This window comes from Roseovarius sp. D22-M7 (genome assembly GCF_037083785.1).
In the GTDB taxonomy this organism is placed as follows: domain Bacteria; phylum Pseudomonadota; class Alphaproteobacteria; order Rhodobacterales; family Rhodobacteraceae; genus Roseovarius.
In genome coordinates this window covers 24,429-49,958 of the sequence record NZ_JBAPKY010000028.1, presented here as the reverse complement: position 1 = coordinate 49,958, position 25,530 = coordinate 24,429, and the positions used below count along the sequence as shown (strand labels likewise).

Here is a 25,530-nt window from a genome sequence, read left to right as displayed (position 1 = left end):
CCCACGTGGTGCCGCCGCCGGCGCCGATGGCGAAATCGGCCGCGGCCATGGCGGCGGCCATGTCCGAAACGTCCACCGCGACCTGCGTGGGCCACGGCATGTCCTCGGCCTGCGCGCGCACCCGGTCCAGCGCGGGCGCGCTGGAGCCCATGATCACGTTGATCCGCAGATCCTCGTGCAAGGGGGCCTCCCGCAACGCGCCCAGCACTGCAGAGGTGGCATCGGCCCGGTCCACCCCGCCCATCGTGACAAGCAGGTGGCGCAGGCCCCGCCCCGCGCGCGCGGACAGCGCGCCGGCGCGGGCCGCGGCGAATTCGGGCCGCAGCAGCGCGTATCGTGGCCCGATGAGGCGTTTGCAGCCCTCTGGTACCAGCCCGTCATGATCCGCAGCCGCATGTCCGAGGTTCTGGTCGAGCAGCAGGTCGCACACGTGCGACCGGTCGCCCAGATCGTCGATCACTATCAGCCGCGTGCCCGCGGGCCGCGCCGCCGCCTGCCAGCGCGCGTCGAACGCGTAATGATCCATCACCAGCCAGTCGGGCGGGTCCGTGTCGAGCGCCGCGCGCGTCTCGGCCGCGTCCTGCGTCCAGGCCACACCGGCCCAGTGTGCGTGCGCGGGCGGGCCGTCGGTGACGGTGGGCGCGGGGCCCGTGGGTGCGGGCAGCAGCGCCACGTCGAACCCCGCCGCCACGATCCGGTTCGCCATGTGTCCGGGCAGCGCACGGGTGACAAAGCGGCACGCAGCACCCGCCGCCCGCAGTGCGCGCGCCAGCGTCAGGCAGCGCATCACGTGCCCGGTGCCGATCTCGACTGAGGCGTCGGCGCGCAAGGCGATCCTCATGGCGGACCCTCCATCTGCATGGCGCGCATCGTCCATTCGGCCCGCTGCCAGTCTTCTTCGGTGTCGATGTCCTGCACCCGGTGTCGCGGCACGGCGAGGCCCTGCGCGCCCGCCTCGAAGACCCCGAGGCCACGTGTCCAGCTTTCCGCACGGCCCCAGTAGAACTGCCCGGCATCGTGCCACGCCTCTTCCAGGTCCTGCGAGCGGGTCTGCATCCTCGCGGGATCGAGCATCTCGATCCCGCCCGACGCGTCGCGGCGAAGCGCGCGCTGGATCGGAAAGGCGTAGGTGGTCACGCTCAGCACGAAGGGCGCGCCGGTGTCCTGAAGCCGGCGCAGGCCGGCCTGCAGATCGGCCGGTGCCACGAAGGGGGCCGTGGCGTAAAGGCAGCAGACCGGCGTCCTGGCCGCGATGTTCAGACGGGTGACGGCATCGGCGATCACCGGCACGGTCGGCGTGTGGTCATCGGCCAGCTCCGCGCCGCGTCGAAAGGGGGCTTCGGCACCGCTGCCCTCCGCCACCTCGGCGATCTCGTCATCATCGGTCGATACGACGATACGGTCGAAACACCCGGCCGCGATCGCGGCGCGGATCGGCCAGGCGATCATCGGGCTGCCGCAGAATTGCCGGATATTCTTGCGCGGGAGGCGCTTCGACCCGCCACGCGCCGGGATGACGCACAGGGTCATGCCGCCAGCGCTCCCGACAGGGCAGCGACGACGGTCGCCTGATCGTCATCGGTCAGCCCGGCATGCAGCGGGATCGAGATGGCGCGCGCGTAGTAATCTTCAGCGGCCGGGAAATCGCCAGGGCCGAAGCCCAAGCGGCGGTAATAGGGCTGCAGGTGCACGGGGATGTAATGCAGGTTCACGCCGATGCCGCCCGCGCGCAGCGCCTCGAAGGTCGCGCGGTGACGCGTCGGATCGTCCAGCCGGATCACATAGAGGTGCCAAGAGGACTGCGCCCCCGGCATCCGCCAGGGCACGCGCAGCGGCAAGTCGGCCAGCATCGCGTCATAGCGCCGCGCAAGGTCGCGGCGGCGGGCGATGAAGGCGTCCAGCCGCTCCATCTGGCTGAGGCCGAGGGCCGCCTGCATCTCGGTCATGCGGTAGTTCCAGCCCAGTTCCAGCTGCTGGTAGTACCAAGGGCCGTCGGGGGCATGGGTCATCAGGTCCTTATCGCGGGTGATGCCGTGACTGCGCAACCGCGCCATGCGCGCGCCCAGTTCCGCGTCGTTGGTCAGGGCCATGCCGCCTTCGGCGCTGGTGATGATCTTGACGGGGTGAAAGCTGAACACCGTGATGTCGGAATGGGCGCAATTGCCGACCGGCGCACCGCGGTAATCGGCCCCGATGGAATGGCTGGCATCCTCGATCAGCCGCACGCCATGCGTGCGGGCGAGCCTTGCGATGCGCGCCATGTCGGGCGATTGCCCACACATGTGCACGGCGACGATCACCTTGGGCAAACGACCCGCACGGGCCGCGGCCTCCAGCCTGGCCTGCAGCGCGTCGGGACAGATGTTGAAGGTCTGGGGGTCGATATCGACGAAATCCACGTCCGCGCCGCAATAGCGCCCGCAATTGGCCGAGGCCACGAAGGTGACGGGCGAGGTCCACAGAAGATCGCCCGGACCCAGATCAAGCGCGAGACACGCGACGTGCAGCGCCGAAGTCGCCGAATTGACCGCGACCGCCTGAGCCGCCCCGACCAGCGCCGCCACCGCCGCCTCGAAGCGCGGCACGACCGGACCTTGGGTCAGGTAATCCGACCGCAGAACGGCCTCGACCGCCTCGATGTCGTCATCGCTGATCAGCTGGCGGCCGTAAGGGATCATCAGATCTCCCCGATCTTTTCGCGATGCGCCGCGATCCAGTCGGCGAGCGCGGCTTCGCTCATCCAATCCGGGTTGAGGTCGCTGGTATAGCTGAAATCCTCGGCCACCTTGCGCCCGTCCTTGATGCGTGCGGGGTCGTCCGACCACTTGTTGATCGCCGGCAGGATCTTGAAATGCGCGTCGTATTCGTAGGTATAGGCCGCGTCCTCGAGGCCGATCATCTGCTCGTGCAGCTTCTCGCCGGGGCGGATGCCGACGATCTCGTGGCGCGCCTCGGGGGCGATCACGCGGGCGATGTCGGCCACCTTCATCGAGGGGATCTTCTTGACGTAGATCTCGCCGCCGATCATGTCCTCGAACGCGTGCCAGACCAGCTCGACCCCCTGCTCGAGGCTGATCATGAAGCGGGTCATGCGGCTGTCGGTGATCGGCAGCACGCCGCTCTCGGCGATCGACATGAAGAACGGGATGACCGAGCCGCGAGAGCCCATGACGTTGCCGTATCGCACCACCGAGAACCGCGTGCCGTGCTCGCCCGCATAGGCGTTGCCGGCGACGAACAGCTTGTCGGAGGCCAGTTTCGACGCCCCGTAGAGGTTGATCGGCGACGACGCCTTGTCGGTCGACAGCGCCACGACCCCCTTCACGCCCTTGTCGATGGACGCGTCGATGATGTTCATCGCGCCGTTGACGTTAGTTTTGATGCACTCGAACGGGTTGTACTCGGCCGTCGGCACGATCTTGGTGGCGGCGGCGTGCACGACGTAGTCGACACCGTCGAACGCCCGGTAAAGCCGGTCGCGATCGCGCACGTCGCCGATGAAGAACCGCACGCGGCTGTCGTCGCCGAAGATCTTGGCCATCTCCCATTGCTTCATCTCGTCGCGCGACAGGATGATCACCTTCTTCGGGGTGTAGGACCTGAGCAACATCGGCATGAAGGTGTGCCCGAACGAGCCCGTGCCGCCAGTGATCAGAACCGTGCAATTGTTGAACATCTCAAGGGGTATCCTGCGGTCGGTATAGGGTGTGCTTTAGGGCGGCGCTACCGGCTTGAGCGTCTTCCTCATCCTTTCNATCGCGCACGTCGCCGATGAAGAACCGCACGCGGCTGTCGTCGCCGAAGATCTTGGCCATCTCCCATTGCTTCATCTCGTCGCGCGACAGGATGATGACCTTCTTCGGGTCGTACCGCGTCAGCACCATGGGCACGAACGCATGCCCGAAAGAGCCCGTACCGCCGGTGATCAGGATCGTGGAATTGGAGAGCATCTGCTGTCTCTGGCCTCTGCCGGGGTCACCGTGGTCGCGGATCGGGCGCCGCATCTTCACCATGCCGCAATGCGGCAGCACCGACCAGATGCGCCGCCCGAGTTTCCGGGCCGTGTCTGCGCGCCTGTGACATCACCGCATCTGCACATGCTCTGGTTGCACTGCCACGCGGGCCACGGAAAATCAACGGCCACGATCAGACCTTGGACGGCGTCCCGGATGTTTGCGGCGAAAAACCCGCCTCTTGCATCAGCGCGTCGGACGCCGTCTCGACCTCGTGTTCGAGCCGGGCCATGAAGGTATCGCGGTCGAGCCCCGCCCTGATCCGCGGCAGGAATTCGACGACCGCCAACCCGGGCTTGCGCAAGATGCCCTTGCGCGGCCAGAACAGGCCGACATTGGTGGCCACGGGGACGCAATCCCGCGCCAGATCGCGGTAGAGCACCCCGCTGCCGACCTTGTAGGGCGCCTTCACGCCCGGCGAGATGCGGGTGCCCTGCGGGTAGATGATCAGCTGCCCCGGCGCCTGCCGCCCTTTCGCGACATCCGTGACCATCTGCCGGATCGCCTGGCTGCGCTTGCCCCGGTCGACCGGCACGCAGCCGATGCGCAGCGCGTATTGCCCGATCACCGGCGCGTACATCAATTCGCGCTTCATGATGAACTTGCCGGCCGGGACGCTGCCGAAGATCAGGATGATGTCGAGAAAGCTTTGATGCTTGGCGACCACGAGCACCTCGTCGGTGGGCGGCGTGCCGCGCACCTCGGTGCGCAGGCCGACCATCCAGCCCGCGGTCCAGCGCACCCACCGGCACCATGTGTGGCAGGCGGTCAGCGCGCCCTTGCGGCTGGCCAGTGCCCAGGGCAGGAAGGCCAGCCCAATGAGCACCATCATCGCATAGATATTGACCACGAAGATCAGCGACCGAAGCCATTGCAGCGCAGGCGTCATGATATGTCCCTTTTCGCGTTCGGCGCGGCGCCCCGGCTGGTGCCATCTGCCCCGATCCCCATACATGCAACAGGGGGGCCACGGGCGCAATCGCCCAAGCGGCGGCCGGCTTTGCTCTTTTCCATGCCCACAGAAGCGCTTATGCTGCGCGTGGCCCACGCAAGATGAGACGTGATCCCTCAGACCACAGACAACAGGGTGCACCATGCGGTTGACGTGTCCGAATTGCGGGGCGCAGTACGAGATCCCCGAAACGGCGATCCCGGATGACGGGCGCGAGGTGCAATGCTCGGCCTGCGGCGAGACATGGATGCAGCAGCACGCCGATGCGGCCATGCTCGCAGCACAGCCCCCCGCGGACAAGCCCGCGCCGCCCCACCCCGAGCCTGCACGGCGCCGACTCGATCCCGAGATCGCCGATATCTTGCGCAGCGAGGCGGCGCGCGAGCGTGCGAAGCGCGCCGCAGAGGCGACGGGCGACGTTCCACTCGAGCGCGAGCCATCGCAGATCGAAACGGCGGCGACACAAGGCCGGTTTCCCGATCCGGAACGGATCAACTCTTCGTTGACCCCGTCGCGGGGCCACACGGCAGGCGCTACGCCGCAAGATCCCGCGTCCACGCCGATCCCCGCCGCGCGCAGCGGCTTCGGCGTCGGGTTCTGGGTCGTGGTGATCGCCTTCGGGCTGGCTGCCGGTGTCTACCTGACGGCGCCCGAAGTGATCGCGCTGGTTCCCGAGGCAGAGCCTGCAATCGAGCGCTACGTGGCCTCTGTCGATGGTGCGCGCCTGCGGCTCGACACGTTCGTCGATCAGGTGATCGCGCAGATCAGCGGCGGCTGACACCCAGCGCCGCGCGGTCAGCCCGCGCCACGCCACGCATCGAGGATGTAGCGGCTGGTCATCAGGTCGAGATGCGCGCCGCCGCCGTTCTTGAACAACGTGATCTCGTCGTCACTTTGTCGGCGAAAGGCCTCGGGCGCGTAATAATCCGCGATCAGATCGTCCCGCGTGATGGCGCCGATCTCCAGCGGGATGCGCATCTCGCCGATATGGCCGATGGTCGTGTCGAAGCTGTCGACGAAGATCCGCGCGCGGCGCAAGCATTCGTCGTCGGCCTCGCGCATGTCGGGACGGTAGGCGCCGATCAAATCCACATGCTGGCCGGGCTGCAACCACCCCCCCTTGATCAGCGGATCCGTGGACATGGTGGCGCAGGTAACGATATCGGCGTCGCGTACGGCGCGTTCCAGATCGTCGGCGACGCGCAGGCCCGGGCAGTCGGCCGCCATTTCTTCGGCATTGGCGCGGGTACGGTTCCAGACCCTGAAGCGGGCAGCGGGAAAGGCCGAGCGATAGGCCTGCCACAGCGACCGACCGACGGTGCCGGCACCGACGATCAGGATGTTCTCGCTGTCGGGCCGCGCAAGGCGCGTGGCGGCGTAAAGGCTGTCGCCGGCGGTCTTCCACTTGGTTACGAGATGGAAATCCACCAGCGCGGCGAGCGTTCCATTGGCGTCGTCATAAAGGTTCACCGCCCCGTTGATGCGCGCCTCGCCCCGGTCGGGATTGCCGGGAAAGATGGTGGCGCATTTGACAGCGATCCCCATCCCGTCGATCCACGCCGACCGGTTGAGCAGCGTATCGGCCCCGCGGTAAAGGAAGGTATCGGCGATCTCGGCGCGGGGCAGGTCGTGACCGGCCTTGAAGGCCGCGCAAAGCCCGAGCCAGTCGAGATTGGCCTCGCCCGCCTCGAAAGGAATGATCGTCAGGCTCATGGGGCACCTCCTCTCCATCAGCGCCGGTAGCGCGCGGTCTTCGCGGTCATGGTCTCATCGTTCACCGACTCGCGCCAGAGCAGATAGAGGCCGGACCCCACGATCAGTGCGATGCCGATCCAGGCGGTGGCATCGGGGAAGGTGCCAAAGACCACCACCCCCCACATGATCGCCAGCGGCATGGCGACATATTCGAACGGGGCGGCGAAGGCGGCCTCGGACAGCCGGTAGGCCTGGCTGATGAAGAGCCCGCCAAGCATCCCCGAAACACCCAGCAGCAGCAGGATGGGGTAATCGACGAAGGCCGGCCATGTCCAGGCGCGAAACAGAAAGTCCATCGACGGGTGCGCGGAGCCCGAGAAGCGCCCGTCTCCGACGCCCAGCCCGATCACCGTGCTGGCGATGATGAAAGTCAGCTGGATGTAGAAGGCCATGGTCGGTGCGCTTTCGGTGCCACCGATCTTGCGCGTCAGCATGTGCAGCGTGGCGTAAAGGAACGCGGCGCCGATCGGCAGCAGCGAGGCGAGCTGGAACGCCGCCGTGCCTGGCTTGACGATCACCAGCACACCGGCAAAGCCCACGGCGATGGCCGACCACCGTCGGATGCCCACGGTCTCTTTCAAAAAGATCACCGAAAACATCGTGATGACCAGCGGCGAGACGAAGAAGATCGCCGTCGCGTCGGCGATCGGCAACGCCGCCAGCCCCAGGAAAAGGCACATGTTGGCGCTGACAACGCAGAGCCCGCGGATAAAATGCACCAGCGGACGCCGCGTGCGCAGGACGCCAAGGCCGCCAGCCAACGGGACGACGCAACAGAAGAACGCGGTCAGCGCCACACATGCGCGGATGAACACGATCTGGTGCAGCGCATAAGTGTCCGACAGGAACTTGATCCCGACATCGTTGATCGAGAAGCACAGCACCGCCGCCACCGCATACGCGGCGCCGATCAGGTTGGTGCGCTGAACGGTCGCGGTGGTCATGAGGGGTCCAAGGTTTGCCGTCTGTCACCGCCAGAAGATCGGAGGCCCTTGGTATTGTAAACCCCCCGGCGCGCCGCCGGGGGGCCTGCACGCGTGAATGGTCATGGAGATATCAGAGGGATCAGATCCTTAGATCTTCCTCGCTCATACCCGACTCGATAGCCTTGATGTACCAGTTCGGTTTACGCCCCATTCCGGTCCAGGTCAGGGTCGGGTTTTCCGGATGGCGATAGCGCGGCAGGCGCTTGGTGCTTCCGGTCTTGGACGCACCAACGATCGCCTCGAGGGAATAACCCATTTCCTTGGCCTGCGCCTCAAGCTTTTCCCGGGCTTCGGCCAATTGCCGCGCCTCGTAGGTTTCGATCGCCTTGTCCACGTCTTTCCTAAGCTTCTTCAACTCTTCGAGCGACATTTCTTCCAGTTGCATGTGATGTTTTCCAGTCCGTATGTTGGAACAATAGTTTATCAGCGAGTTCCATAAAAAGGAAAGGCTTTTGTTGCGCAAGGCCTTTGTCGTTAATAATGCTTTACAAGCTCAATGTACGCATCATCAGTCAAGGTTCGCTTTCATGCAAAGATGAACGATCGCGGCACCGTCATTTGGGTGCAAAGTCATGGGTACGTGATGTTGCACTACGACATAAGCAGGCGATGTAGATCGCGACGCACCTTTGGAAGGTAAAAGTTGTTTTGTCGAACACGAGCGAAAATCGGTTATCGAACCATCTGACGCTTGTCGCCTCGGTGAGCGTTCCTCTGCTGACAGTTTCATTAACAGGCTGGGTTTCTTACCTTACCACAAGGGCGAACGCCAAAGCCCAAGACCGACATCGTGATCTTGCCTACCAACTAAAGCTCGCGGAATTCCGTCACCCTTGGATTTTCGACATACGTGACGATTTTGCAATCTACACAGGGCGTACATGAGACAAAGACCTCAATGAGGGCAAGGAAGCCAGAAAAGAACAAGTCATGGCACAGGCCCGCATCCTGATGAGGATGAACCCGAGTGCTCCGGAATATGAGACGTTGCTGCATTCACTTCGCAATCCGGGTGCGAAACCGGAAGACGGCAGGAAAGCACTGTTCGAACTTGGGCAGCGCATCCTGAAACGAGAATGGGACCGCGTGAAGTGAGATCCCAAAAAAGTACATGGAAACCAAGCCAAGATGCCTGAGGCTGTCGAAAAATCTGCGTCCGTTGATTGAGCGAAGTCACGTGAGTCCCTCGCGATTACCGGCTGACAAAGTCCACTAAGACCTCACCCGCCCGCTTGCCTGGCCCGCCGCACAGCCCGCTCCAGCGCGTCCAGAAAGCGCGAGCGGTCGGCGCGTGAGAAGCCCTTGCCGCCGCCCTGCCGAAAGGGATCGGCGGCGCGCAGGTCGGTCATCAGGTCGCGGGTGGCCAGCAGGTTGCCGATATTGGCGGCGGTGAACGCCTCGCCGTCATGTTTGAGGACCTCGGCCCCCGCCTCGACGCATTTCGCGGCCAGCGGGATGTCGCCGGTGACGACCACGTCGCCCGGCCCCGCACGCTCGGCGATCCAGATGTCGGCCACATCCGGGCCGTCGGACACGATCACCGTCTCGACCAGCGGGTTCTGCGACGGGCGAAGGCCACCGTTCGAGACGACGCAGATCCGCAGCCCGTGCCGAGTGCCCACCCGCTCGGCCTCGGTCTTGACCGGGCAGGCATCGGCATCGACGAAAATGGTCATGCCATCATCCGGCGTGAAGCGCCTCGGCGTGGAAGGCCACGTGATCCTCCATGAAGGTGGACATGAAGAAATAGCTGTGATCGTAGCCTTTCTGCATCCGGAACATCCCCTCTTGTCGCCGCGCGGCCATCGCGCCCGCCAGCGTTTCGGGGCGCAGCAGCTCCATGAACTGATCGGAGGTGCCGGTATCGACCAGCACTGGCCCGTCAAAGCCGCGCTCGGCCATCAGCAGGCTGGAATCGTACGGCGCCCACGTGCTCTCGTCCTCGCCGAGATACGCTGCGAATTGCTTGCGGCCCCAGTCGCCCCCCGTCGGGTTGCAGATCGGCGCGAAGGCCGAGACCGAACGGAAGCGCCCGGGCAGCGACATCGCCAGCGTCAGCGCGCCATGCCCGCCCATGGAATGCCCGGTGATCGCCTGACGGTCCATGTCGAGCGGGAAGTTCTCGGCCAGCACGGCGGGCAGCTCGTCGGCGACGTAATCCCACATCCGGAAATGCGGCACCCACGGATTTTGCGTCGCGTTCACGTAGAACCCGGCCCCTTGCCCCAGATCGAAGGCGTCGTCATTGGCCACGTCGTCGCCGCGCGGCGAGGTGTCTGGAAAGACCAGCGCGATGCCCTGCTCGGCGGCCCAGCCCTGCGCGCCCGCCTTGACCATGGCGTTCTCATGCGTGCAGGTCAGCCCCGAGAGGTACCACAGCACCGGCACCGGGCCGTCCTGCGCCTCGGCGGGCAGGAAAAGCCCGAAGGTCATGTCGCAGTCGCAGGTTGTCGATGCATGGGTATGGACACCCTGGATGCCCCCAAAGCAGGTGTTCTGTGAAGCGGTTTCCATGTGATGGTCCTTTCCGGTCGAGTTGCGGGATCAGTAAAGCTGGTTCACCCAGCCGATGACAAGGGACACGGTGACGATCGCGGCGACCGTCGAGATCAGGATCGAGGACGAGACGCGCTTGGGCGCTACCTCGTAATGCTGGGCCAGCATGAAGACATTTCCGGCGACCGGCAAGCTTGCGGCGGCGATCATGACCGCAGCCGCATAGGGCGGCACATCAAACAGCATCAGCGCCGACACCGCGACCGCCGCCGGGTGGAGCACGAGCTTGCAGAATGACAGCCAGCCGGTGATCGACAGCCGCTCGGCCGATTTCGAGGCCAGCGACGCGCCGATGGCAAAGAGCGCGCCGGGCGTCGCGGCATCGCCGAGGATGCGCACGAAGGCGTTCATCGGGTCGGGAATCGGCAGGCGCAGCCCCGACCAAGCGAGCCCCAGAATGATCGACACGATCATCGGGTTCTTGATCAGGCCCAGCCCGACGCTGCGCAGGATCCGCAGGCTGATCCGCCCGTCGCGCGAGCCGGTGATCAGGATCACCACGAGCGAGCCGAAGACGATCAGGTCGACCGCCAGCACGACCATCACCCACGCGATCGCCGCCTCGCCCATCAGCATGGCCAGCATCGGCACGCCGAGAAAGCCGACATTGCCGATCACCGCGCATTGCGCCTCGATGGCCGTCTCCTGCAGGCTGACCCCGCGCAGGGCCGCAACAAGCGTCGCCACGAGATAGACCACCGAGGTCGCCGCGAGATAGGCCAGCACGAAATCCCAGTTCAGCACATCGGCCAGCGTCAGGTTGGCCGAGAACCGGAAAAGCATCGCCGACAGCGCGAAGTAGAAGACGAATTTCGTGAGCGAGGCGGTGGCTTCCTCGGAAAAGAACCCGCTGCGTCCGGCCCCGTATCCAAGGCCGATGATCAGGAAAAACGGCAGGGTCTGCAGGAAGATGCTCAGCATGCCGCGTCTCGTAGCAGGTTCACGCCCGGCGTCAATCTTGGGTCGTATACGTGGCAAGGCAGACCGCTTGCCTAGCTGCTTCTGTGGTTGCCGTCCGTTGTGCAAGACGTTTCCATCGAGCGAGACTGGGTCAGAACCTTTCGAGATTGAGGCATTGGGGGGCGTTTCCCCTGAAGCGACCAGCGCCTCATCCAGCGTCAGGCGGCGCGGGAACCGGGGTCATGTGGAGGCTCATCGAGCGCCAGTCAGCCGCCCAACCCTGCAAAACACTGAGAATTAAGTCAAATGGTGGGCGACCCAGGAATCGAACCTGGCGTGCGTCTCCGCGAGGGAGTTACAGTCCCCTGCCACACCTTGCGGCCTGTCGCCCACGTATCCGGCGTCAAGACGCCCGACAGCAGAGGCTGCGTACAAGCGGGCTGAAAAGGCGTCAACCGGAAAATGGCTTGCGCGCGAGAGCGTTGCGGTGCAGGGTCGCGCGCCGGAACGGGAGGGTGCGACTGGCATGAAAAAGCCCCGATGGGTCATCGAGAAGGAGCAGGGCCGCCGCGCCTCCGCGGCCGAGACGATGTGGCTCTTCGGGCTGCACGCGGTGCGCGACGCGCTGGAAAACCCGCGCCGTGACAAGCTGCGCCTGATCGTCACGCGCAACGCCGCCGACAAGCTGGCCCCGGCGATCGCGGCCGCCGGGATGACGCCGGAGATCGCCGATCCGCGCCGGTTCACCGCGCCGCTCGATCCCGGCTCTGTGCACCAAGGGGCGGCGCTCGAGGTCAGGCCGCTCGACTGGGGCGCGCTGGCGCAGGTCTGCCTGGGCGATGGCGTGCGGGCCCCGCGCGTGGTGCTGCTCGACCGGGTGAGCGATCCGCATAACGTCGGCGCGATCCTGCGCTCGGCCGAGGTGTTCGGCGCGCGCGCGGTGATCGCCCCGCGCCACCATTCCGCCCCCGAGACTGGCGCACTGGCGAAGACCGCCAGCGGCGCGCTCGAGCGTCAGCCCTACCTGCGGGTGCGCAACCTCGCCGACGCGATCACCGAGTTGCAGGGGATGGGCTACACCGTGCTGGGCCTCGCGGGCGAGGCCGAGACGGGCATCGAGGCGGCGCTCGAGGGGCGGCGCGACCGGCCCGTGGCACTGGTGCTGGGGGCCGAGGGGCCGGGACTGCGCCCGCGCACACGCGAGACCGTGGACCGGCTGGTGCGCATCGATCACGCCGGAGCGTTCGGCTCTCTGAACGTGTCGAACGCGGCCGCGATCGCGCTCTACGCCGCGCGCGTCTGACGGCCAATCGGGGGTTGGACATGACAAGATTCGGACCGATATACACGCCATGGCCCACAAGATCGCCACCTGCAATTACTGCGGCACGCGCGCGGCGCTGGTGCTGGATCGCGCGCGCCACGAGCTGACCTGCGCAACCTGCGGCGCACCGCTGCATGACATGAAGGCGCTGCCCAAGGCCAAACTCGCGCAGGGCCGCGCCTCGGCCTCGCCCGGGGCCGATGCGGGGCAGCCGCGCGGCAAGGCGCGCCCGATGACGCTGCCCCGGCAAAGCTACGAGGGCGAGCGCCACGCGCACGGGCCGGCCCGTCCGCGCGAACGGCGCAAGGGCTTCGGCCGGCGCGTGATGGAAGAGATCTGGGACGTGGTCGAGGATATTTTCGATTGACGCTGCGTCCTCACCAAGCGGTCACAGCTCTATTACAGGTCTTTTTATCCGGGAATCAGATACTATCTACGCGTTAGAGGCGGCGGTTCGGAACACCGCCGACTCCTATCACTGTCCCTCGTTCCGCAACTGGCGCCCAAGGTTCACTTGGGCGCTTTTTTCTTCGCGGTACACGTGCTTTACTGATGGAATGAGCGAAGATTACAGCGATTCCCACCTGCGCGACATCCTGACCCGCACCCGGCGCGTCGCCGTCGTGGGGGTGTCGATGAACCCGGTCCGCCCGAGCTATTACGTCGCACGCTATCTCGGCCTCAAGAAATTCGAGGTGGTGCCGGTCAATCCCGTCCACGCCGGCGAGACGCTGTTCGGGCAGACGGTGATCGGCACGCTGTCGCAGGTCGAGGGCGGCGTCGACATGGTCGATATTTTCCGCCGCCCCGAGCATGTCCCGGCAATCGTCGACGAGGCGCTGGAGGCATTTCCCGACCTGCAGACGATCTGGATGCAGATCGGCGTGGAACACGCGCAGGCCGCCGCCAAGGCCCGCGCGCGCGGCGTCGACGTGGTGATGAACCGCTGCCCCAAGATCGAGTACCAGCGGCTATTCGGCGAATTGCGGATGGGCGGGTTCAATACCGGCGTGATCTCGTCGAAACTCTGACCGGGGGATTCGAGTATTTTTGCAAAGATGAAGCGTGGGACGCGGAGCGGGCTGGCCTCGGGCGCCGGCCGTGATATCTGACAATTATGACGTCGCGTTCCGCCAGTTCAGACTTCATCGACACCCTGCGGGCGCATCTGCCTAAGGCCGCATTTCGCGAGACGGCGCCGCATTATGTCGAGGAACCGCGCGGGCGCTGGCAGGGGCACGGCGTGGTCGTCGCCCCCGACAACACCGAGGGCGTGGCCGCCGTGGTGCGCGCCTGTGCCGAGGCGCGGGTGCCGGTGCTGCCTTACGGAGGGGGCACGGGCCTTGTCGGCGGGCAGATCAGCCCCGACGGCCCGGTTCCGGTGATCCTCAGCCTCGAGCGGATTCGCGCGGTGCGCGGGATCTGGCCGGACGAGAACGTGATGGTCGTCGAGGCCGGCGCGATCCTGCAGGACATCCATGGCGCCGCCGAGGCAGAGGACCGGCTTTTTCCGCTGTCGATCGCCGCCAAGGGGTCGGCGCGGCTGGGGGGGCTGCTGGGCACCAATGCGGGCGGGATCAACGTGCTGCGCTACGGCAATGCACGCGATCTGTGCCTGGGCCTCGAGGCGGTGCTGCCCGACGGGCGGATCTGGCACGGGCTGAAGCGCCTGCGCAAGGACAATACCGGCTACGACCTGCGCAACCTGCTGATCGGGTCGGAAGGCACGCTGGGCGTGATCACCGCCGCGTCGCTGAAGCTGTTTCCGCGCCCCGCCTCAGAGGGAACGGCGCTGATGGTCGTCGATGGCCCGCGCGCCGCGCTCGACCTGCTGGCGATGGCGCGGCGTCACGTGGCCGAGGGCGTCAGCGCGTTCGAGATCATGCACCGCCAGGGGCTGGAATTCCTGGCCGAGACCCTGCCCGACATCCGCCAGCCCTTCGAGACGATCCCCAACTGGCTGGTGCTGATCGATGTCGGACTGGCGCGCGGCCTCGACCCCGCGCGGGCGCTGGAGGATCTGTTTGCCGAAGCCTTCGAGGCCGGGTTGGTGACTGACGGCGCCATAGCGCAATCCGAGGCGCAGCGCCGCGACTTCTGGGAGATCCGCGAGCAGATCCCCGAGGCCAACCGGCGCATCGGCGCGATTAGCTCGCACGACATCTCGGTGCCGATGTCGTGCATCCCAGAGTTCATCGAACGGGGCCGTGAGGTGATCGCCGATCTCGGGGAGTTTCGGATCAACTGTTTCGGGCATCTCGGCGACGGCAACCTGCATTACAACGTCTTTCCCGCGCCGGGCCGCAGCCGCGACGACCACGCCGGCGACCGCGAGCGGGTCCAGCGCGCGGTGCACGACCTCGTGCACAAGATGGACGGCTCTGTCAGCGCCGAGCACGGGATCGGGCGGCTGAAGGTCGGCGATCTCGAACGTTACGGCGATCCCGTCAAGCTGGATGCGATGCGCGCCATCAAGGCCGCGCTTGACCCCGCCGGCATCATGAATCCCGGCGCCGTCCTGCGCGGCTGATGCGCCGCCGGGTCGCCCCTTGTCTGGCGTGGGTGCCGGGCGTATAGGCCCGGTCTGACCCAGAAGGAGCGAGCGCCATGCAAGGCAGTGCCAATCTCAACGTCATGCTGAAGGCCGCGCGCAAGGCCGGGCGGACGCTTGTCAAGGATTTCAAGGAGGTCGAGAACCTCCAGGTCTCGACCAAGGGGGCGGGCGATTTCGTCAGCCGCGCCGATATCGCCGCCGAGAAGATCCTCAAGACCGAGTTGATGAACGCGCGCCCCAGCTATGGCTGGCTGGCCGAGGAGGGCGGCGAGGAACCGGGCAAGGATCCCACGCGCCGCTGGATCGTGGACCCGCTGGACGGCACCACGAATTTCCTGCACGGGCTGCCGCACTGGGCGGTGTCGATCGCGCTGGAACACAAGGGCGAGATCGTGGCGGGCGTCGTCTACGATCCCGCCAAGGACGAGGCGTTCGTCGCCGAGAAGGGCGCGGGCGCGTGGATGAATGACAGCCGATTGCGGGTGTCGGGCCGCCACAAGATGAGCGAGGCGATCTTCGCAACCGGCCTGCCCTACGGTGGCCGCGCCGATCTGCCCGAGACGTTGCAGGACCTCGCGCGCCTGTTGCCCGCCTGCGCGGGCGTGCGGCGGTGGGGGGCGGCGGCGCTCGACATGGCCTACGTGGCGGCGGGGCGCTATGACGGGTTCTGGGAACGCCGGCTCAGCCCGTGGGACCTGGCCGCGGGCGTCATCATCGTGCGCGAGGCGGGCGGCCTTGTGGACCCGTTGACCCGTGGCGAGAACATCGTGGAGTCGGGCGACGTGATCTGCGCCAACGAGCCGCTGTTCGACAAGTTCGTCGGGGTCATCCGCGGCTGATCGTCGGGTCGGGATGCCCCACGGCCGCGCCGAGTTGAGAACATTTCACGAACATGCTACATGGCATGGCATGAACGCGCCGATTCTGACATCCCGAGAGACCCGAGTGACCGCGCCGCTGCGCCTGCTGGGCGCGCTCGATCTGCCGCTTGCGCGCCTGCACGAGGCCTGCGGTCCCGCGCGGCACAGCTTTGCCACGCTGGTGGCAGGCGACACGTCGGGCCCGGTGTTGTGGATCGCGCCGGGATGGGCGACCGACCGACCCAACCCCGACGGCATGCGCGCCATCACCGGGCCCGGAACCGGCCCCGAACACTTCGTTTTCGTCACCCCGCAGCGGCGCGAGGACCTGCTGTGGTGCATGGAGGAATCGCTGCGCAGCGGGGCCGCCCCACTGGTGGTGGCCGATCTGCCGGGACCGCCCGGACTGACGCCTGTGCGCCGGCTGCATCTCGCCGCCGAAGAAGGGGCGGGGCGCGGGCATGGCAAGCCCCTGGGGCTGATCCTGACGCCCGGCGACGGCGGTGCGCCAGGAGTCGAGACCCGCTGGCACATGGCCCCCGCTCACGCGTTGCAGGTCGATCGCTGGCGGCTGGAACGCCGCCGCGCGCGCACCGGCCCGCCCGCCGCATGGGCGCTCTCGGGGCGGCCGGGCGCATGGCATCTCGCGCAGGCGTGACATCCGCCCCCACAAGCAGGTACAAGACGGCATGATCCGCGTGCTTGTCCTCGCCCTCTGCGTCGTCGCCGGCCCCGCCACCGCCGAGCCGCAGGCCTTCCGCCTCGACACGGAACGGTCCCGCGTCACCTTCACCTTTCAGTTCATGCAAGGACAGCGACGCGGCACCATGCCGGTGCGGTCCGCGGACATGGCGCTCGACCTGCGCGATATCGGCGCCAGCCGGGTGAATGTCACGCTCGACCCGACCCGCGCGCGGGCGGGGTTCATCTTCGCCACCCAGGCGATGAAGAGTGCGCGCGTCCTCGACACCGCGCGCCACCCCGCGATCACCTTTCGCTCCACCTCGGTCAACGGCACGCTGCAAGAGGCGCGGGTCACCGGAGATCTGACGGTGCGCGGGGTGACGCGGCCGGTGACATTGCAGGCCGGGCTCTACCGGCAACGCGGCAGCGATCCGTCGGATCTTGACACACTAACGGTGCTGCTTACCGGCGCGATCGACCGTCGCGCGTTCGGCGCCGACGGCTATCCCGGCTATGTCGGACCGAGGATCGGGTTGCGCATCGTCGCGCATATCGAACGCTAAGGCACAGGGCCCCTCACCCGCGCCGCAGACCCTGCCGGACCTCCTGCAGCCGGAACGCGCCAAGCGCCTGCCCGAACAGCCCGTAGGCCAGCGTGCCGAAGGCCACCAGCGCCAGCAGCGCCAGCCACCGCCAGCCGGCCATCGACAGCAGCGGCCCGAGCACGACGGCAGATCCCCAGATCACCGCCCCCATCAGCGCCGAGGCCAGCACGATGCGCCACAGGCGGCGGCGGAACTGCGCGTCGAACCGCGCCACCTCGCCGAAGGCCCGCGCGCCGCGCGCCAGTTGCCAGACCATCACCCAGGCCGCCACGGTGGTCGCCAGTGCCGCCGCGATCCAGCCCACGGCATAGGACAGCCCGACCGCCAGCACGGCGTTCACCACCATCGCCACGAGCGCGTAGCGGAACGGGCTACGCGTATCCTCGCGCGCGAAGAAGATCGGCTGCAGGATCTTCTGCAGCACGAAGGCCGGCAGGCCGAGGCCGTAGATCGCCACCGCACCCGCCGTCGCGGCGCTGTCATCTGCGCCGAACGCGCCCCGCTCGAACAGCACCGCGACCAGCGGTAGCGGGATCACCACCAGCGCCACGGCGCAGGGCACGGTCAGCGCCAGCGCCACCTCGCCGGCCCGCGACAGCGCGATCCGCGCCCCGGCATCGTCGCCCGCCTTCAACCGGCGCGACAGGTCCGGAAGCAGCACGATCCCCACCGCGATCCCGACCACGCCCAGCGGCAATTGGTAGAGCCGGTCCGCGGAATAAAGCCAGCTGACCGCCTTGTCGTAATGCGACGCCACCAACTGCCCGACCACTAGGTTGACCTGCACCACGCCCCCCGCAAGGGCGGCGGGCACCGCGATGCGCACCAGCTGCGCCATCTCGGGCGTCCAGCGCGGGCGCACGGGGCGGATGCGCAGCCCGGCGCGGTTGGCGGCATGCCAGACCAGCGCCAGCTGCGCGACACCCGCCACCGGGATCGTCCAGACCAGCGCCTGCGCCACGACCCCGCCCCAATACGCGGCAGCACCCATCGCCGCGATCAGCATCACGTTCAACAGCACGGGGGCGGCGGCGGCGGCGGCAAAGCGCCCGGCGGCGTTCAGCATCCCCGAAAACAGGGCGGCCAGCGAGATGAAGAATATATAGGGAAAGACGATGCGCCCGAACTCGACCGTGACGTCGAAGCGCGGATCGCCCACGAACCCCTCGGCGGTGGCCCAGACCAGCGCCGGCATGAACACCATCGCCAGCCCCGTCAGCGCCAGCAGCACCAGCCCCAGCCCCGACAGCGCGAGCCCCGCGAAGGCCATGGGGCTCTCGTCCGCCTCAAGCCGCTTGGAAAACATCGGCACGAAGGCGGCGTTGAACGCGCCCTCGGCAAAGAAGCGGCGGAACATGTTGGGCAGGCGAAAGGCGGCGACGAAGGCGTCCATCAGCACGCCGGGGCCGAGGAAACTGGCGATCATCACGTCGCGCGCGAAGCCCAGGATGCGGCTCATCATCGTCCAGCCGCCCACGGTGAGGATGCCGGAGAGAAGGCGAACGGGTCTCATGGGCGGGCTCCGGCAGGTGCGATCGGCGGCACGCTTAGCCGATCGCGGGCCGGGGGGAAAGGGGCGCAGGCTATGCCGGCAGCAGCGGGATCATGGTCCCGGTCAGCAGCGCAACATGCGTCTCGCGGCCGTTTTCCTCGGCATGGACATCGGCCTGCACGATCACCAGCCGGCGCCCGGGCTTGATGACCCGGCCCCGCGCGATCAGGCGGGCGCCCTTCGCCGGCGCCAGAAGGTGGATCTTCATCTCGGTGGTCAGCACCTCGGACCCTTCGGGCATGATCCCCAGCGCGGCGTAGCCCGCGGCGCTGTCGCCGATGGCGAAGGTCAGCGCGGCATGGGCATAGCCGTGCTGTTGCAGGCTGCCCGGCAGGATCGGCGCCTCGATCCGGGCGCGGCCAAGCGCGATCTCCGTTAGCGTCGCGCCCAGCGTGGCCATCATCGCCTGCGCGGCAAAGCTCTGGCGGATGCGGGCGGCAATGCCTGGCGACAGGTCTTCTGGCATGGGCATGGCGGGGCGTCCCTGCTGGGCGGTGGGTCGGCGTGCCCCCGTCTTACCGCGCAAGCAGGCCCCGCGCCAGAGCGGTCTGCGCGGGGCCGGCGCGCCGGTACGATCTTCATGCGATAGATCAGCATCGCCCTCAAACACACGACACTCAAACGAAAAAGAGGGGGCCGTGGCCCCCTCAGGTCTCGCGGATCGAGGTATTTATGAACCGCTCGATCAGGTCTTCGCCTGCCTTCGATCCGCGCAGGGGCGAGCGCACCCGCCCCGAAACGCCTTAGCTACACCCGCTCGTGGACCCACAAGTGTTGCACTTCATGCAGGTGCCGTTGCGCACCAGGGTGAAGTTGCCGCATTCGCCGCAGGCCTCGCCTTCGTAGCCCTGCATCCGGGCCTTGCTGCGTGCATCCATGCGGTTGGCTATGCCGCCAAAAGATTGCGATACAGATTCAAGTCTTTCAACGACGCCACTTTCTTGCATTCGTTTTCCCAGACCTTCTGTTACTGCCTTTGCGCTTTCAGCCGCTTGCGCCAGACTGCTACTCTCTAAGCTTCGGGCAATCCCTTGGCTCAGTTCGCCAATGCGATCCTCCATGCCGCCCTGCAGCACCACCAGTTCCTGCGGCAGCCGCTTGCGCAGATACCCCGTGGAGCTGATCTGCTTGAGCACCTCCAGCGAGCGCGAGGCGACCTCGCCCGACATCTCCTGGATATTGCTGCCTTCCTGCTCGCCCTGGCCGACATCGTCGAACGACGCGCCCTCGGGCTTCACATGCGCCAGATCCGTGCGGTCGAGATAGCTGACCGCCAGCTCGCGGAAGATGTAGTCGAGGATCGAGGTCGCGTTCTTGATGCTGTCATTGCCCTGCACCATGCCCGCGGGCTCGAACTTGGTGAAGGTGAAGGCATCCACGAACTCCTCCAGCGGCACACCGTATTGCAGCCCGACGCTGACAGCGATGGCGAAGTTGTTCATCATCGCCCGGAAACCCGCGCCTTCCTTGTGCATGTCGATGAAGATCTCGCCCAGCTGGCCGCCCTCGTATTCGCCGGTGCGCAGGTAGACCTTGTGCCCTCCGACCATCGCCTTCTGGGTATAGCCCTTGCGCCGCTGCGGCAGCTTTTCGCGCTGCGTCTTGCGGATCTCCTTGATGATCACCTTCTCGACGATCTTCTCGGCCAGCACCTTGGCCTTTTCCTGCTGGCTGCCGGATTCCAGCACGTCGGCCGCCTCGTCGTCATCCTCGACCAGCGCCGATGCCAGCGGCTGGCTCAACTTGGACCCGTCGCGATACAGCGCGTTGGCCTTCACCCCGAGGCTCCAAGAAAGCTCGTAGGCCTTCTGGCAATCCTCAATGCTGGCGTCGTTGGGCATGTTGATCGTCTTGGAGATCGCGCCCGAGATGAAGCTTTGCGCCGCCGCCATCATGGTGATGTGGCTTTGCACGCCTAGGTACCGCTTGCCGGTCTTTCCGCATGGATTGGCGCAATCGAAGATGTGGTAATGCACAGGATCGAGATGCGGCGCGCCTTCCAGCGTCATGGTGCCGCAGACATGGTTGTTGGCGGCCTCGATGTCGCGCTTGGAATAGCCCAGATGCGCCAGCAGATCGAAGGTCGGATCGTTCAGCTTGTCGCCCGGGATACCCAGCACCTGCGTACAGAATTCCGGCCCCAGCGTCCACTGGTTGAAGACGAAGCGGATGTCGAACGCGCTGCCAAGCGCCGCCTCGATCTTTGCCAGCTCGGTCTCACCGAACCCGTGACCGATCAGCGAGGTGGGGTTGATCGCCGGCGCGTTGCCGATCGTGCCGTGACCCACGGCATGGCCCACGATCTCTTCGATCTGGGCGGGGCCGTAGCCCAGCTTCTCCAGCGCCGCCGGCACCGACTGGTTGATGATCTTGAAGTAACCGCCGCCGGCGAGCTTCTTGAACTTCACCAGCGCAAAGTCGGGCTCGATCCCGGTGGTGTCGCAATCCATGACCAGACCGATCGTGCCGGTGGGCGCGATCACCGTGGCCTGCGCATTGCGGTAGCCATGCGTCTCGCCCAGCTTGAGCGCCTCGTCCCAGCACCCTTTCGCCAGATCGGTCAGCCGCGCATCGGGGCAGTTGGCGTGATCCAGCGGCACCGGGGGCACGGCCAGCCCCTCGTAGCCCCCGGTCGCGCCATGGGCGGCGCGGCGGTGGTTGCGCATCACCCGCAGCATGTGGTCGGCGTTTTTCTTGTAGCCCGCGAAGGCACCCAGCTCGCCCGCCATCTCGGCGCTGGTGGCATAGCTGACACCGGTCATGATCGCGGTCAGCGCACCGCACAGCGACCGGCCCTCGTCGCTGTCATAGCCCAGCCCCATGTTCATCAACAGGCCGCCGATATTGGCATAGCCGAGGCCCAGCGTGCGGAACTCGAAGCTGCGCTGCGCGATCTCGCGGCTGGGGAACTGCGCCATCATCACCGAGATTTCCAGCGTCACCGTCCAGAGCCGCGTGGCATGCATGTAGGCGTCGGCGTCGAACTCTTCGCCGTCATAGAACTTCAGCAGGTTCATCGAGGCGAGGTTGCAGGCGGTATCGTCGAGAAACATGTATTCTGAGCAGGGGTTCGATCCGCGGATCTCGCCATCCTCGGGGCAGGTGTGCCACGCGTTGACGGTGTCGTGATACTGGATGCCCGGATCGGCGCAGGCCCATGCGGCGTGGCCCACATCCTCCCACAGATCGCGCGCCTTGATGGTCTTGGCGACCGCACCGTCGGTGCGGTTGATCAGCGCCCAGTCGGCATCGTCCTTGACCGCCTGCAGGAAGGCGTCGGTGACGCGAATCGAGTTGTTGGAGTTCTGGCCCGACACGCTTGCATAGGCCTCGGAATCCCAGTCGGTGTCGTAGGTCGGAAACTCGATGCTCTCGTAGCCCTGCTTGGCATAATCCAGCACGCGCTTGACGTAGGTCTCGGGGATCTGCACGCGCTTGGCGCCGCGAATGGCGTCTTTCAGTTGCGGGTTGGTCTTGGGATCGACGGCATCCTCGGTGCTGCCGTCCCAGCCGCGGATCGCCGCGAAGATCTCGTTGAGCTTCTGCTCGTGCATCTTGGAGCCGGCGACGATGCTGGCAACCTTCTGTTCCTCGCGGACCTTCCAGTTGATGAATTCCTCGATGTCGGGGTGGTCGGCGTCGCAGATCACCATCTTTGCGGCGCGGCGCGTGGTACCGCCCGACTTGATCGCGCCCGCCGCGCGGTCTCCGATCTTCAGGAACCCCATGAGACCGCTGGACTTGCCACCGCCCGACAGCTTCTCGCCCTCGGCCCGCAGGCTGCTGAAATTGGTGCCGGTGCCCGAGCCGTACTTGAACAGCCGCGCCTCGCGCACCCACAGATCCATGATGCCGCCATCTCCGACGAGGTCATCCTTGACCGACTGGATGAAACAGGCATGCGGCTGTGGATGCTCGTAGGCCGAGGTCGATTGCGTCAACTCGTGGGTCTCGGGATCGACATAGAAATGTCCCTGGCTGGGCCCGTCGATGCCGTAGGCCCAGTGCAAACCGGTATTGAACCATTGCGGGCTGTTGGGCGCCGCCATCTGGCGCGCCAGCATGACGCGCATCTCGTCGTAATAGGCGCGCGCATCGGCCTCTGTCGAGAAATAGCCGCCCTTCCAGCCCCAATAGGCCCAAGCACCCGCCAGCCGGTCGAAGACCTGCCGCGCGCGCGTCTCACCGCCGAACCCGTCATTGTCGTCCGCCGGGCGCCCGCGCCACAGGAATTCCGGCACGCCGTCCTCGGGCCGCTTTTCCAACTTGTTGGGCACGCCCGCCTTGCGGAAATACTTCTGCGCGATCACGTCGCTGGCCACCTGGCTCCAGCCCGAGGGCACCTCGATCTCGTCGAGCCGGAACACCGTGGTGCCGTCGGGATTGCGGATCTCGGAAGCGGTGGTGACGAAATCCAGCGCGGCATACGCGTCCTGCCCGGCGGTGGTGAATTTGCGTTCGATCTTCATGTTCTGCGCCTCGTTACGGTCTGGTTTTCCTTGGCCCCTGCGGGCCTGCAATGAATGGCATGCATCCAGCGATGAGCCTCGGCAAGAACGCGGGCTGCGCGGATCATAGCCGTCGGCAATCGGGTGGTCTCTGAACCGGCTCGGCGGCATATCCAGTAATAATCACAATATCTGGTAGCCTTTTGAACCGCACCTACAACCTGACGTATTTTGGTCGGTCCGGTCAACGAAAAATTCACGAGTTTTGTGATAAAAAGAATTTGACTAACAAGATGTAGTGCGGCCGCCACGATAGAATCGCGCGACCCCGATGCGGGCCCACCGCGCCAGCGGTGCGCTGCCACTACATGCTGTATGTGGAATGGTCGGGGCGGCAGGATTCGAACCTACGACCCCCTGTACCCAAAACAGGTGCGCTACCAGACTGCGCCACGCCCCGGACCATGTCGCGGGAATACCCCTGATCGGGGGGCATGAAAAGCGAAAAACGTGCCCCGCGCGGCCTACTCGGCGGCGCTACAGGGCCACGCGGCGCGGTCCTGGTCGATCGCCGGATGTCGCAGTTCCCAGCCCGCCTCGATGCCGATGCGGCGCGCAAGACCGCCATTGATCTCGAGCACGCTCTGGATATTGTCGCCTCCGAAGATCGGCGTCTCGTCATGCGGGACGGCCTCATGATGCACCTTTTGCACCGTGCCGCCCGCATCGAGGAATATCATGTCGAGCGGGATGCGCGTGTTCTTCATCCAGAACGCCACGCGTTGCGGCTCGGGGTAGACGAACAGCATCCCCGCCCCGCTGGCCAGGCTGTCGCGGTTCATCAGGCCCTGTCGCTGCTCGGCCTCTTCATCGGCCAGTTCCACCCGGAACCGCGCCTGGTCGCCGTCGCCGCGCAGCTTGACCACGTCCTCGCGGCAGGGCCCCGCCGCGGCCATGCCGGCCAGCGCGACCATCCCCGCGGCCAGCGCTACTCGGACGATTTGACCGCCGCTTCCCATCCGCACACCTCTGTTGCCATGCGTCCCCGCTTGCCCTCGATCACCCGGATCGCCAGCGCCTCGCCCGGCTGCACATCAGCCAGCCCGGACCGGCGCAGCACGTCGACATGCACGAACACGTCCTCGTCGCTGCCGAAGGTGTTGGCAAAGCCGAACCCCTTGGCCTTGTCGAACCATTTCACGCGCGCCGGCTGAAGTTCGGCCCTGCGCATCACCTCGGGATCGATGTCCTTCAGATCGCTGAGCACGCCGATCTCGACGTCATCGGGCGGCTCGATCACGTGCACTGCCGTGGCCTGACGGCCGCGCTCGGTCTCCTGCACGTCGATCTCGACCGTTGCGCGGTCGGCGACGGAGCTTTGCCCGTAATTGCGAAGCACGTTGGCGTGAAGCAGAATATCCGCGCCGCCTTCATCAGGCACAACGAACCCGAACCCCTTGACCGGGTCGAACCACTTGACGAGACCTCTCAGCCTGCGCGGGGTGTCCTCACTTGCCGTCACACCATGTCACCCGTTACACCCGGTTAAAGGGCCGGATGTGCGGATACGGCACGTCTCAAAGCCCGTTCAAGTTTAACAAGATTGCAGATATTCGCGCAACGTACAACATGCATATCAAGGGTTTAGGCGAACCACTGTCCACGAATCGGCATCATTCCGCCTGCTCCATACAAATCGATCATGCAGTCGAAACGATCCATCGGCCCAGAACTCGATCTCGACCGGGTTGATGCGGAATCCGCCCCAGAACTCCGGGCGCGGCGGGTTGGGGCCCTTGCGCGCGGTAACCTTCGCCACCTCGGCCATCAGCGCGGCCCGCGACTCGAGCGGTTGCGACTGCTGCGACGCCCAGGCGCCCAGCCGGCTCTGCAGGTTGCGCGAGCGGTAGTATTCATCCGCCCGCTGCCCGTCCTCGCGCGTGACATGGCCGCGCACCCGGATCTGGCGGCGCAGGGATTTCCAGTGCATGACCAGCGCGGCCTTCGGCGTCGCGTCAAGCTCGCGCCCCTTGGCAGATCGGTAATTGGTGTAGAAGACGAACCCGTCCTCGGCGATCTCCTTGAGCAGCACCATGCGCACGTTGGGCATCCCCTCGGGATCGACCGTGGCCAGCGCGATCGCGTTGGGGTCGTTGACCTCGGCCTCCCCGGCCTCGGCCATCCATGCACGGGCGATCTCGAACGGGTCGTCGCCTGCGAATATTCCGTCGCGTTCCATCAGGGGCACCTCTCGCAAACCACGGCGTTTCGGGGATACCGGGATGATAGGGCCGGGGGCGGGCGTTGACAAACCGCTTCTCCGGCCGACCGGCCCTTGATG

27 protein-coding genes and 2 tRNA genes are annotated in these 25,530 nt (G+C 66.2%); 9 read left to right on the top strand and 20 right to left on the bottom strand.

All coding sequences use genetic code 11. The annotated features are described in order from the left end of the window. The 6 genes from pseG to V8324_RS13285 all read right to left on the bottom strand — a co-directional run. On the bottom strand, positions 1–841 hold an 841-nt coding region (gene pseG / locus V8324_RS13310), incomplete at its 3' end, for a UDP-2,4-diacetamido-2,4,6-trideoxy-beta-L-altropyranose hydrolase (RefSeq protein WP_336420418.1). Beyond that, a complete protein-coding gene (gene pseF / locus V8324_RS13305; RefSeq protein ID WP_336420417.1) occupies positions 838–1,530 on the bottom strand; it encodes a pseudaminic acid cytidylyltransferase in 693 nt (230 codons plus the stop codon). The genes pseG and pseF, both read right to left, overlap by 4 nt. Continuing rightward, complete coding sequence (gene pseC, locus V8324_RS13300; protein WP_336420416.1) at positions 1,527–2,678, bottom strand: UDP-4-amino-4,6-dideoxy-N-acetyl-beta-L-altrosamine transaminase; 1,152 nt, start codon at positions 2,676–2,678, stop codon at positions 1,527–1,529. Before pseC ends, pseF begins: the two co-directional genes overlap by 4 nt. Then, positions 2,678–3,676 carry a UDP-N-acetylglucosamine 4,6-dehydratase (inverting) gene (gene pseB / locus V8324_RS13295; protein ID WP_336420415.1) on the bottom strand — a complete coding sequence of 333 codons (999 nt, stop codon included), beginning with the start codon at positions 3,674–3,676 and terminating at the stop codon, positions 2,678–2,680. The genes pseC and pseB overlap by 1 nt, the downstream gene beginning before the upstream one ends. A 1-nt stretch (position 3,677) precedes the next feature. After that, entirely contained in the window at positions 3,678–3,950 is a 273-nt protein-coding gene (locus V8324_RS13290) for a polysaccharide biosynthesis protein (protein WP_442970535.1), read from the bottom strand. A 196-nt stretch (positions 3,951–4,146) separates the two neighbouring features. Beyond that, entirely contained in the window at positions 4,147–4,902 is a 756-nt protein-coding gene (locus V8324_RS13285) for a lysophospholipid acyltransferase family protein (protein WP_336420413.1), read from the bottom strand. Between the two features lie 205 nt (positions 4,903–5,107). Between V8324_RS13285 and V8324_RS13280 the strand changes: the two genes are divergently transcribed. Beyond that, on the top strand, positions 5,108–5,743 hold the full coding sequence (locus V8324_RS13280) for a zinc-ribbon domain-containing protein (RefSeq protein ID WP_336420412.1): 636 nt from the start codon (positions 5,108–5,110) through the stop codon (positions 5,741–5,743). A gap of 17 nt (positions 5,744–5,760) precedes the next feature. Here V8324_RS13280 and V8324_RS13275 read toward each other — a convergent pair whose 3' ends face one another. From V8324_RS13275 to V8324_RS13265, 3 genes are all read right to left on the bottom strand, one after another. After that, on the bottom strand, positions 5,761–6,678 hold the full coding sequence (locus V8324_RS13275; protein ID WP_336420411.1) for an ornithine cyclodeaminase family protein: 918 nt from the start codon (positions 6,676–6,678) through the stop codon (positions 5,761–5,763). Positions 6,679–6,695: 17 nt separating this feature from the next. After that, positions 6,696–7,664 carry a DMT family transporter gene (locus V8324_RS13270; protein ID WP_336420410.1) on the bottom strand — a complete coding sequence of 323 codons (969 nt, stop codon included), beginning with the start codon at positions 7,662–7,664 and terminating at the stop codon, positions 6,696–6,698. Between the two features lie 121 nt (positions 7,665–7,785). Beyond that, positions 7,786–8,091 carry an H-NS histone family protein gene (locus V8324_RS13265; protein ID WP_336420409.1) on the bottom strand — a complete coding sequence of 102 codons (306 nt, stop codon included), beginning with the start codon at positions 8,089–8,091 and terminating at the stop codon, positions 7,786–7,788. A gap of 545 nt (positions 8,092–8,636) precedes the next feature. Here V8324_RS13265 and V8324_RS13260 point away from each other — a divergent pair. After that, complete coding sequence (locus tag V8324_RS13260; RefSeq protein WP_336420408.1) at positions 8,637–8,801, top strand: hypothetical protein; 165 nt, start codon at positions 8,637–8,639, stop codon at positions 8,799–8,801. A gap of 125 nt (positions 8,802–8,926) precedes the next feature. Here V8324_RS13260 and V8324_RS13255 read toward each other — a convergent pair whose 3' ends face one another. The 4 genes from V8324_RS13255 to V8324_RS13240 form a co-directional block, all read right to left on the bottom strand. Then, on the bottom strand, positions 8,927–9,382 hold the full coding sequence (locus V8324_RS13255) for a YaiI/YqxD family protein (protein ID WP_336420407.1): 456 nt from the start codon (positions 9,380–9,382) through the stop codon (positions 8,927–8,929). 4 nt (positions 9,383–9,386) lie between these two features. Continuing rightward, the gene (gene fghA, locus V8324_RS13250) at positions 9,387–10,220 is read right to left on the bottom strand and encodes an S-formylglutathione hydrolase (RefSeq protein WP_336420406.1); all 834 of its coding nucleotides are present in this window, start codon (positions 10,218–10,220) and stop codon (positions 9,387–9,389) included. A gap of 30 nt (positions 10,221–10,250) precedes the next feature. Next, a complete protein-coding gene (locus V8324_RS13245; RefSeq protein WP_336420405.1) occupies positions 10,251–11,183 on the bottom strand; it encodes an AEC family transporter in 933 nt (310 codons plus the stop codon). A 286-nt stretch (positions 11,184–11,469) separates the two neighbouring features. Continuing rightward, positions 11,470–11,553 (bottom strand) — tRNA-Tyr (locus V8324_RS13240). 135 nt (positions 11,554–11,688) lie between these two features. Here V8324_RS13240 and rlmB point away from each other — a divergent pair. The 7 genes from rlmB (at position 11,689) to V8324_RS13205 (ending at position 17,147) form a co-directional block, all read left to right on the top strand. Continuing rightward, positions 11,689–12,465 (top strand): 23S rRNA (guanosine(2251)-2'-O)-methyltransferase RlmB, encoded by a 777-nt coding sequence (gene rlmB / locus V8324_RS13235; protein ID WP_336420404.1) that lies wholly within the window; start codon positions 11,689–11,691, stop codon positions 12,463–12,465. Positions 12,466–12,514: 49 nt separating this feature from the next. Further along, positions 12,515–12,853: a hypothetical protein gene (locus V8324_RS13230; protein ID WP_336420403.1), complete on the top strand. Its 339-nt coding sequence runs from the start codon at positions 12,515–12,517 to the stop codon at positions 12,851–12,853. 190 nt (positions 12,854–13,043) lie between these two features. Next, positions 13,044–13,517: a CoA-binding protein gene (locus V8324_RS13225; protein ID WP_336420402.1), complete on the top strand. Its 474-nt coding sequence runs from the start codon at positions 13,044–13,046 to the stop codon at positions 13,515–13,517. Positions 13,518–13,603: 86 nt separating this feature from the next. After that, positions 13,604–15,016 (top strand): FAD-binding oxidoreductase, encoded by a 1,413-nt coding sequence (locus tag V8324_RS13220; RefSeq protein WP_336420401.1) that lies wholly within the window; start codon positions 13,604–13,606, stop codon positions 15,014–15,016. A 77-nt stretch (positions 15,017–15,093) separates the two neighbouring features. Then, on the top strand, positions 15,094–15,879 hold the full coding sequence (locus tag V8324_RS13215; protein WP_336420400.1) for an inositol monophosphatase family protein: 786 nt from the start codon (positions 15,094–15,096) through the stop codon (positions 15,877–15,879). Positions 15,880–15,949: 70 nt separating this feature from the next. Next, positions 15,950–16,558 (top strand): ImuA family protein, encoded by a 609-nt coding sequence (locus V8324_RS13210; RefSeq protein WP_336420399.1) that lies wholly within the window; start codon positions 15,950–15,952, stop codon positions 16,556–16,558. Positions 16,559–16,589: 31 nt separating this feature from the next. Then, positions 16,590–17,147 (top strand): YceI family protein, encoded by a 558-nt coding sequence (locus V8324_RS13205; protein ID WP_336420398.1) that lies wholly within the window; start codon positions 16,590–16,592, stop codon positions 17,145–17,147. 13 nt (positions 17,148–17,160) lie between these two features. Here V8324_RS13205 and murJ read toward each other — a convergent pair whose 3' ends face one another. From murJ to pdxH, 7 genes are all read right to left on the bottom strand, one after another. Next, entirely contained in the window at positions 17,161–18,702 is a 1,542-nt protein-coding gene (murJ, locus tag V8324_RS13200) for a murein biosynthesis integral membrane protein MurJ (RefSeq protein WP_336420397.1), read from the bottom strand. A 70-nt stretch (positions 18,703–18,772) separates the two neighbouring features. Further along, positions 18,773–19,213 (bottom strand): PaaI family thioesterase, encoded by a 441-nt coding sequence (locus V8324_RS13195; protein WP_336420396.1) that lies wholly within the window; start codon positions 19,211–19,213, stop codon positions 18,773–18,775. 271 nt (positions 19,214–19,484) lie between these two features. Then, positions 19,485–23,210, bottom strand: a complete 3,726-nt coding sequence (locus tag V8324_RS13190) for a vitamin B12-dependent ribonucleotide reductase (RefSeq protein WP_336420395.1) — start codon at positions 23,208–23,210, stop codon at positions 19,485–19,487. Between the two features lie 362 nt (positions 23,211–23,572). Further along, positions 23,573–23,649 (bottom strand) — tRNA-Pro (locus tag V8324_RS13185). Between the two features lie 64 nt (positions 23,650–23,713). Further along, positions 23,714–24,208 (bottom strand): DUF192 domain-containing protein, encoded by a 495-nt coding sequence (locus V8324_RS13180; RefSeq protein WP_336420394.1) that lies wholly within the window; start codon positions 24,206–24,208, stop codon positions 23,714–23,716. Then, positions 24,178–24,711 (bottom strand): cold-shock protein, encoded by a 534-nt coding sequence (locus tag V8324_RS13175; RefSeq protein ID WP_336420393.1) that lies wholly within the window; start codon positions 24,709–24,711, stop codon positions 24,178–24,180. Before V8324_RS13175 ends, V8324_RS13180 begins: the two co-directional genes overlap by 31 nt. Before the next feature lie 114 nt (positions 24,712–24,825). Continuing rightward, on the bottom strand, positions 24,826–25,428 hold the full coding sequence (pdxH, locus tag V8324_RS13170; protein WP_442970534.1) for a pyridoxamine 5'-phosphate oxidase: 603 nt from the start codon (positions 25,426–25,428) through the stop codon (positions 24,826–24,828). Positions 25,429–25,530 lie beyond the last annotated feature (102 nt).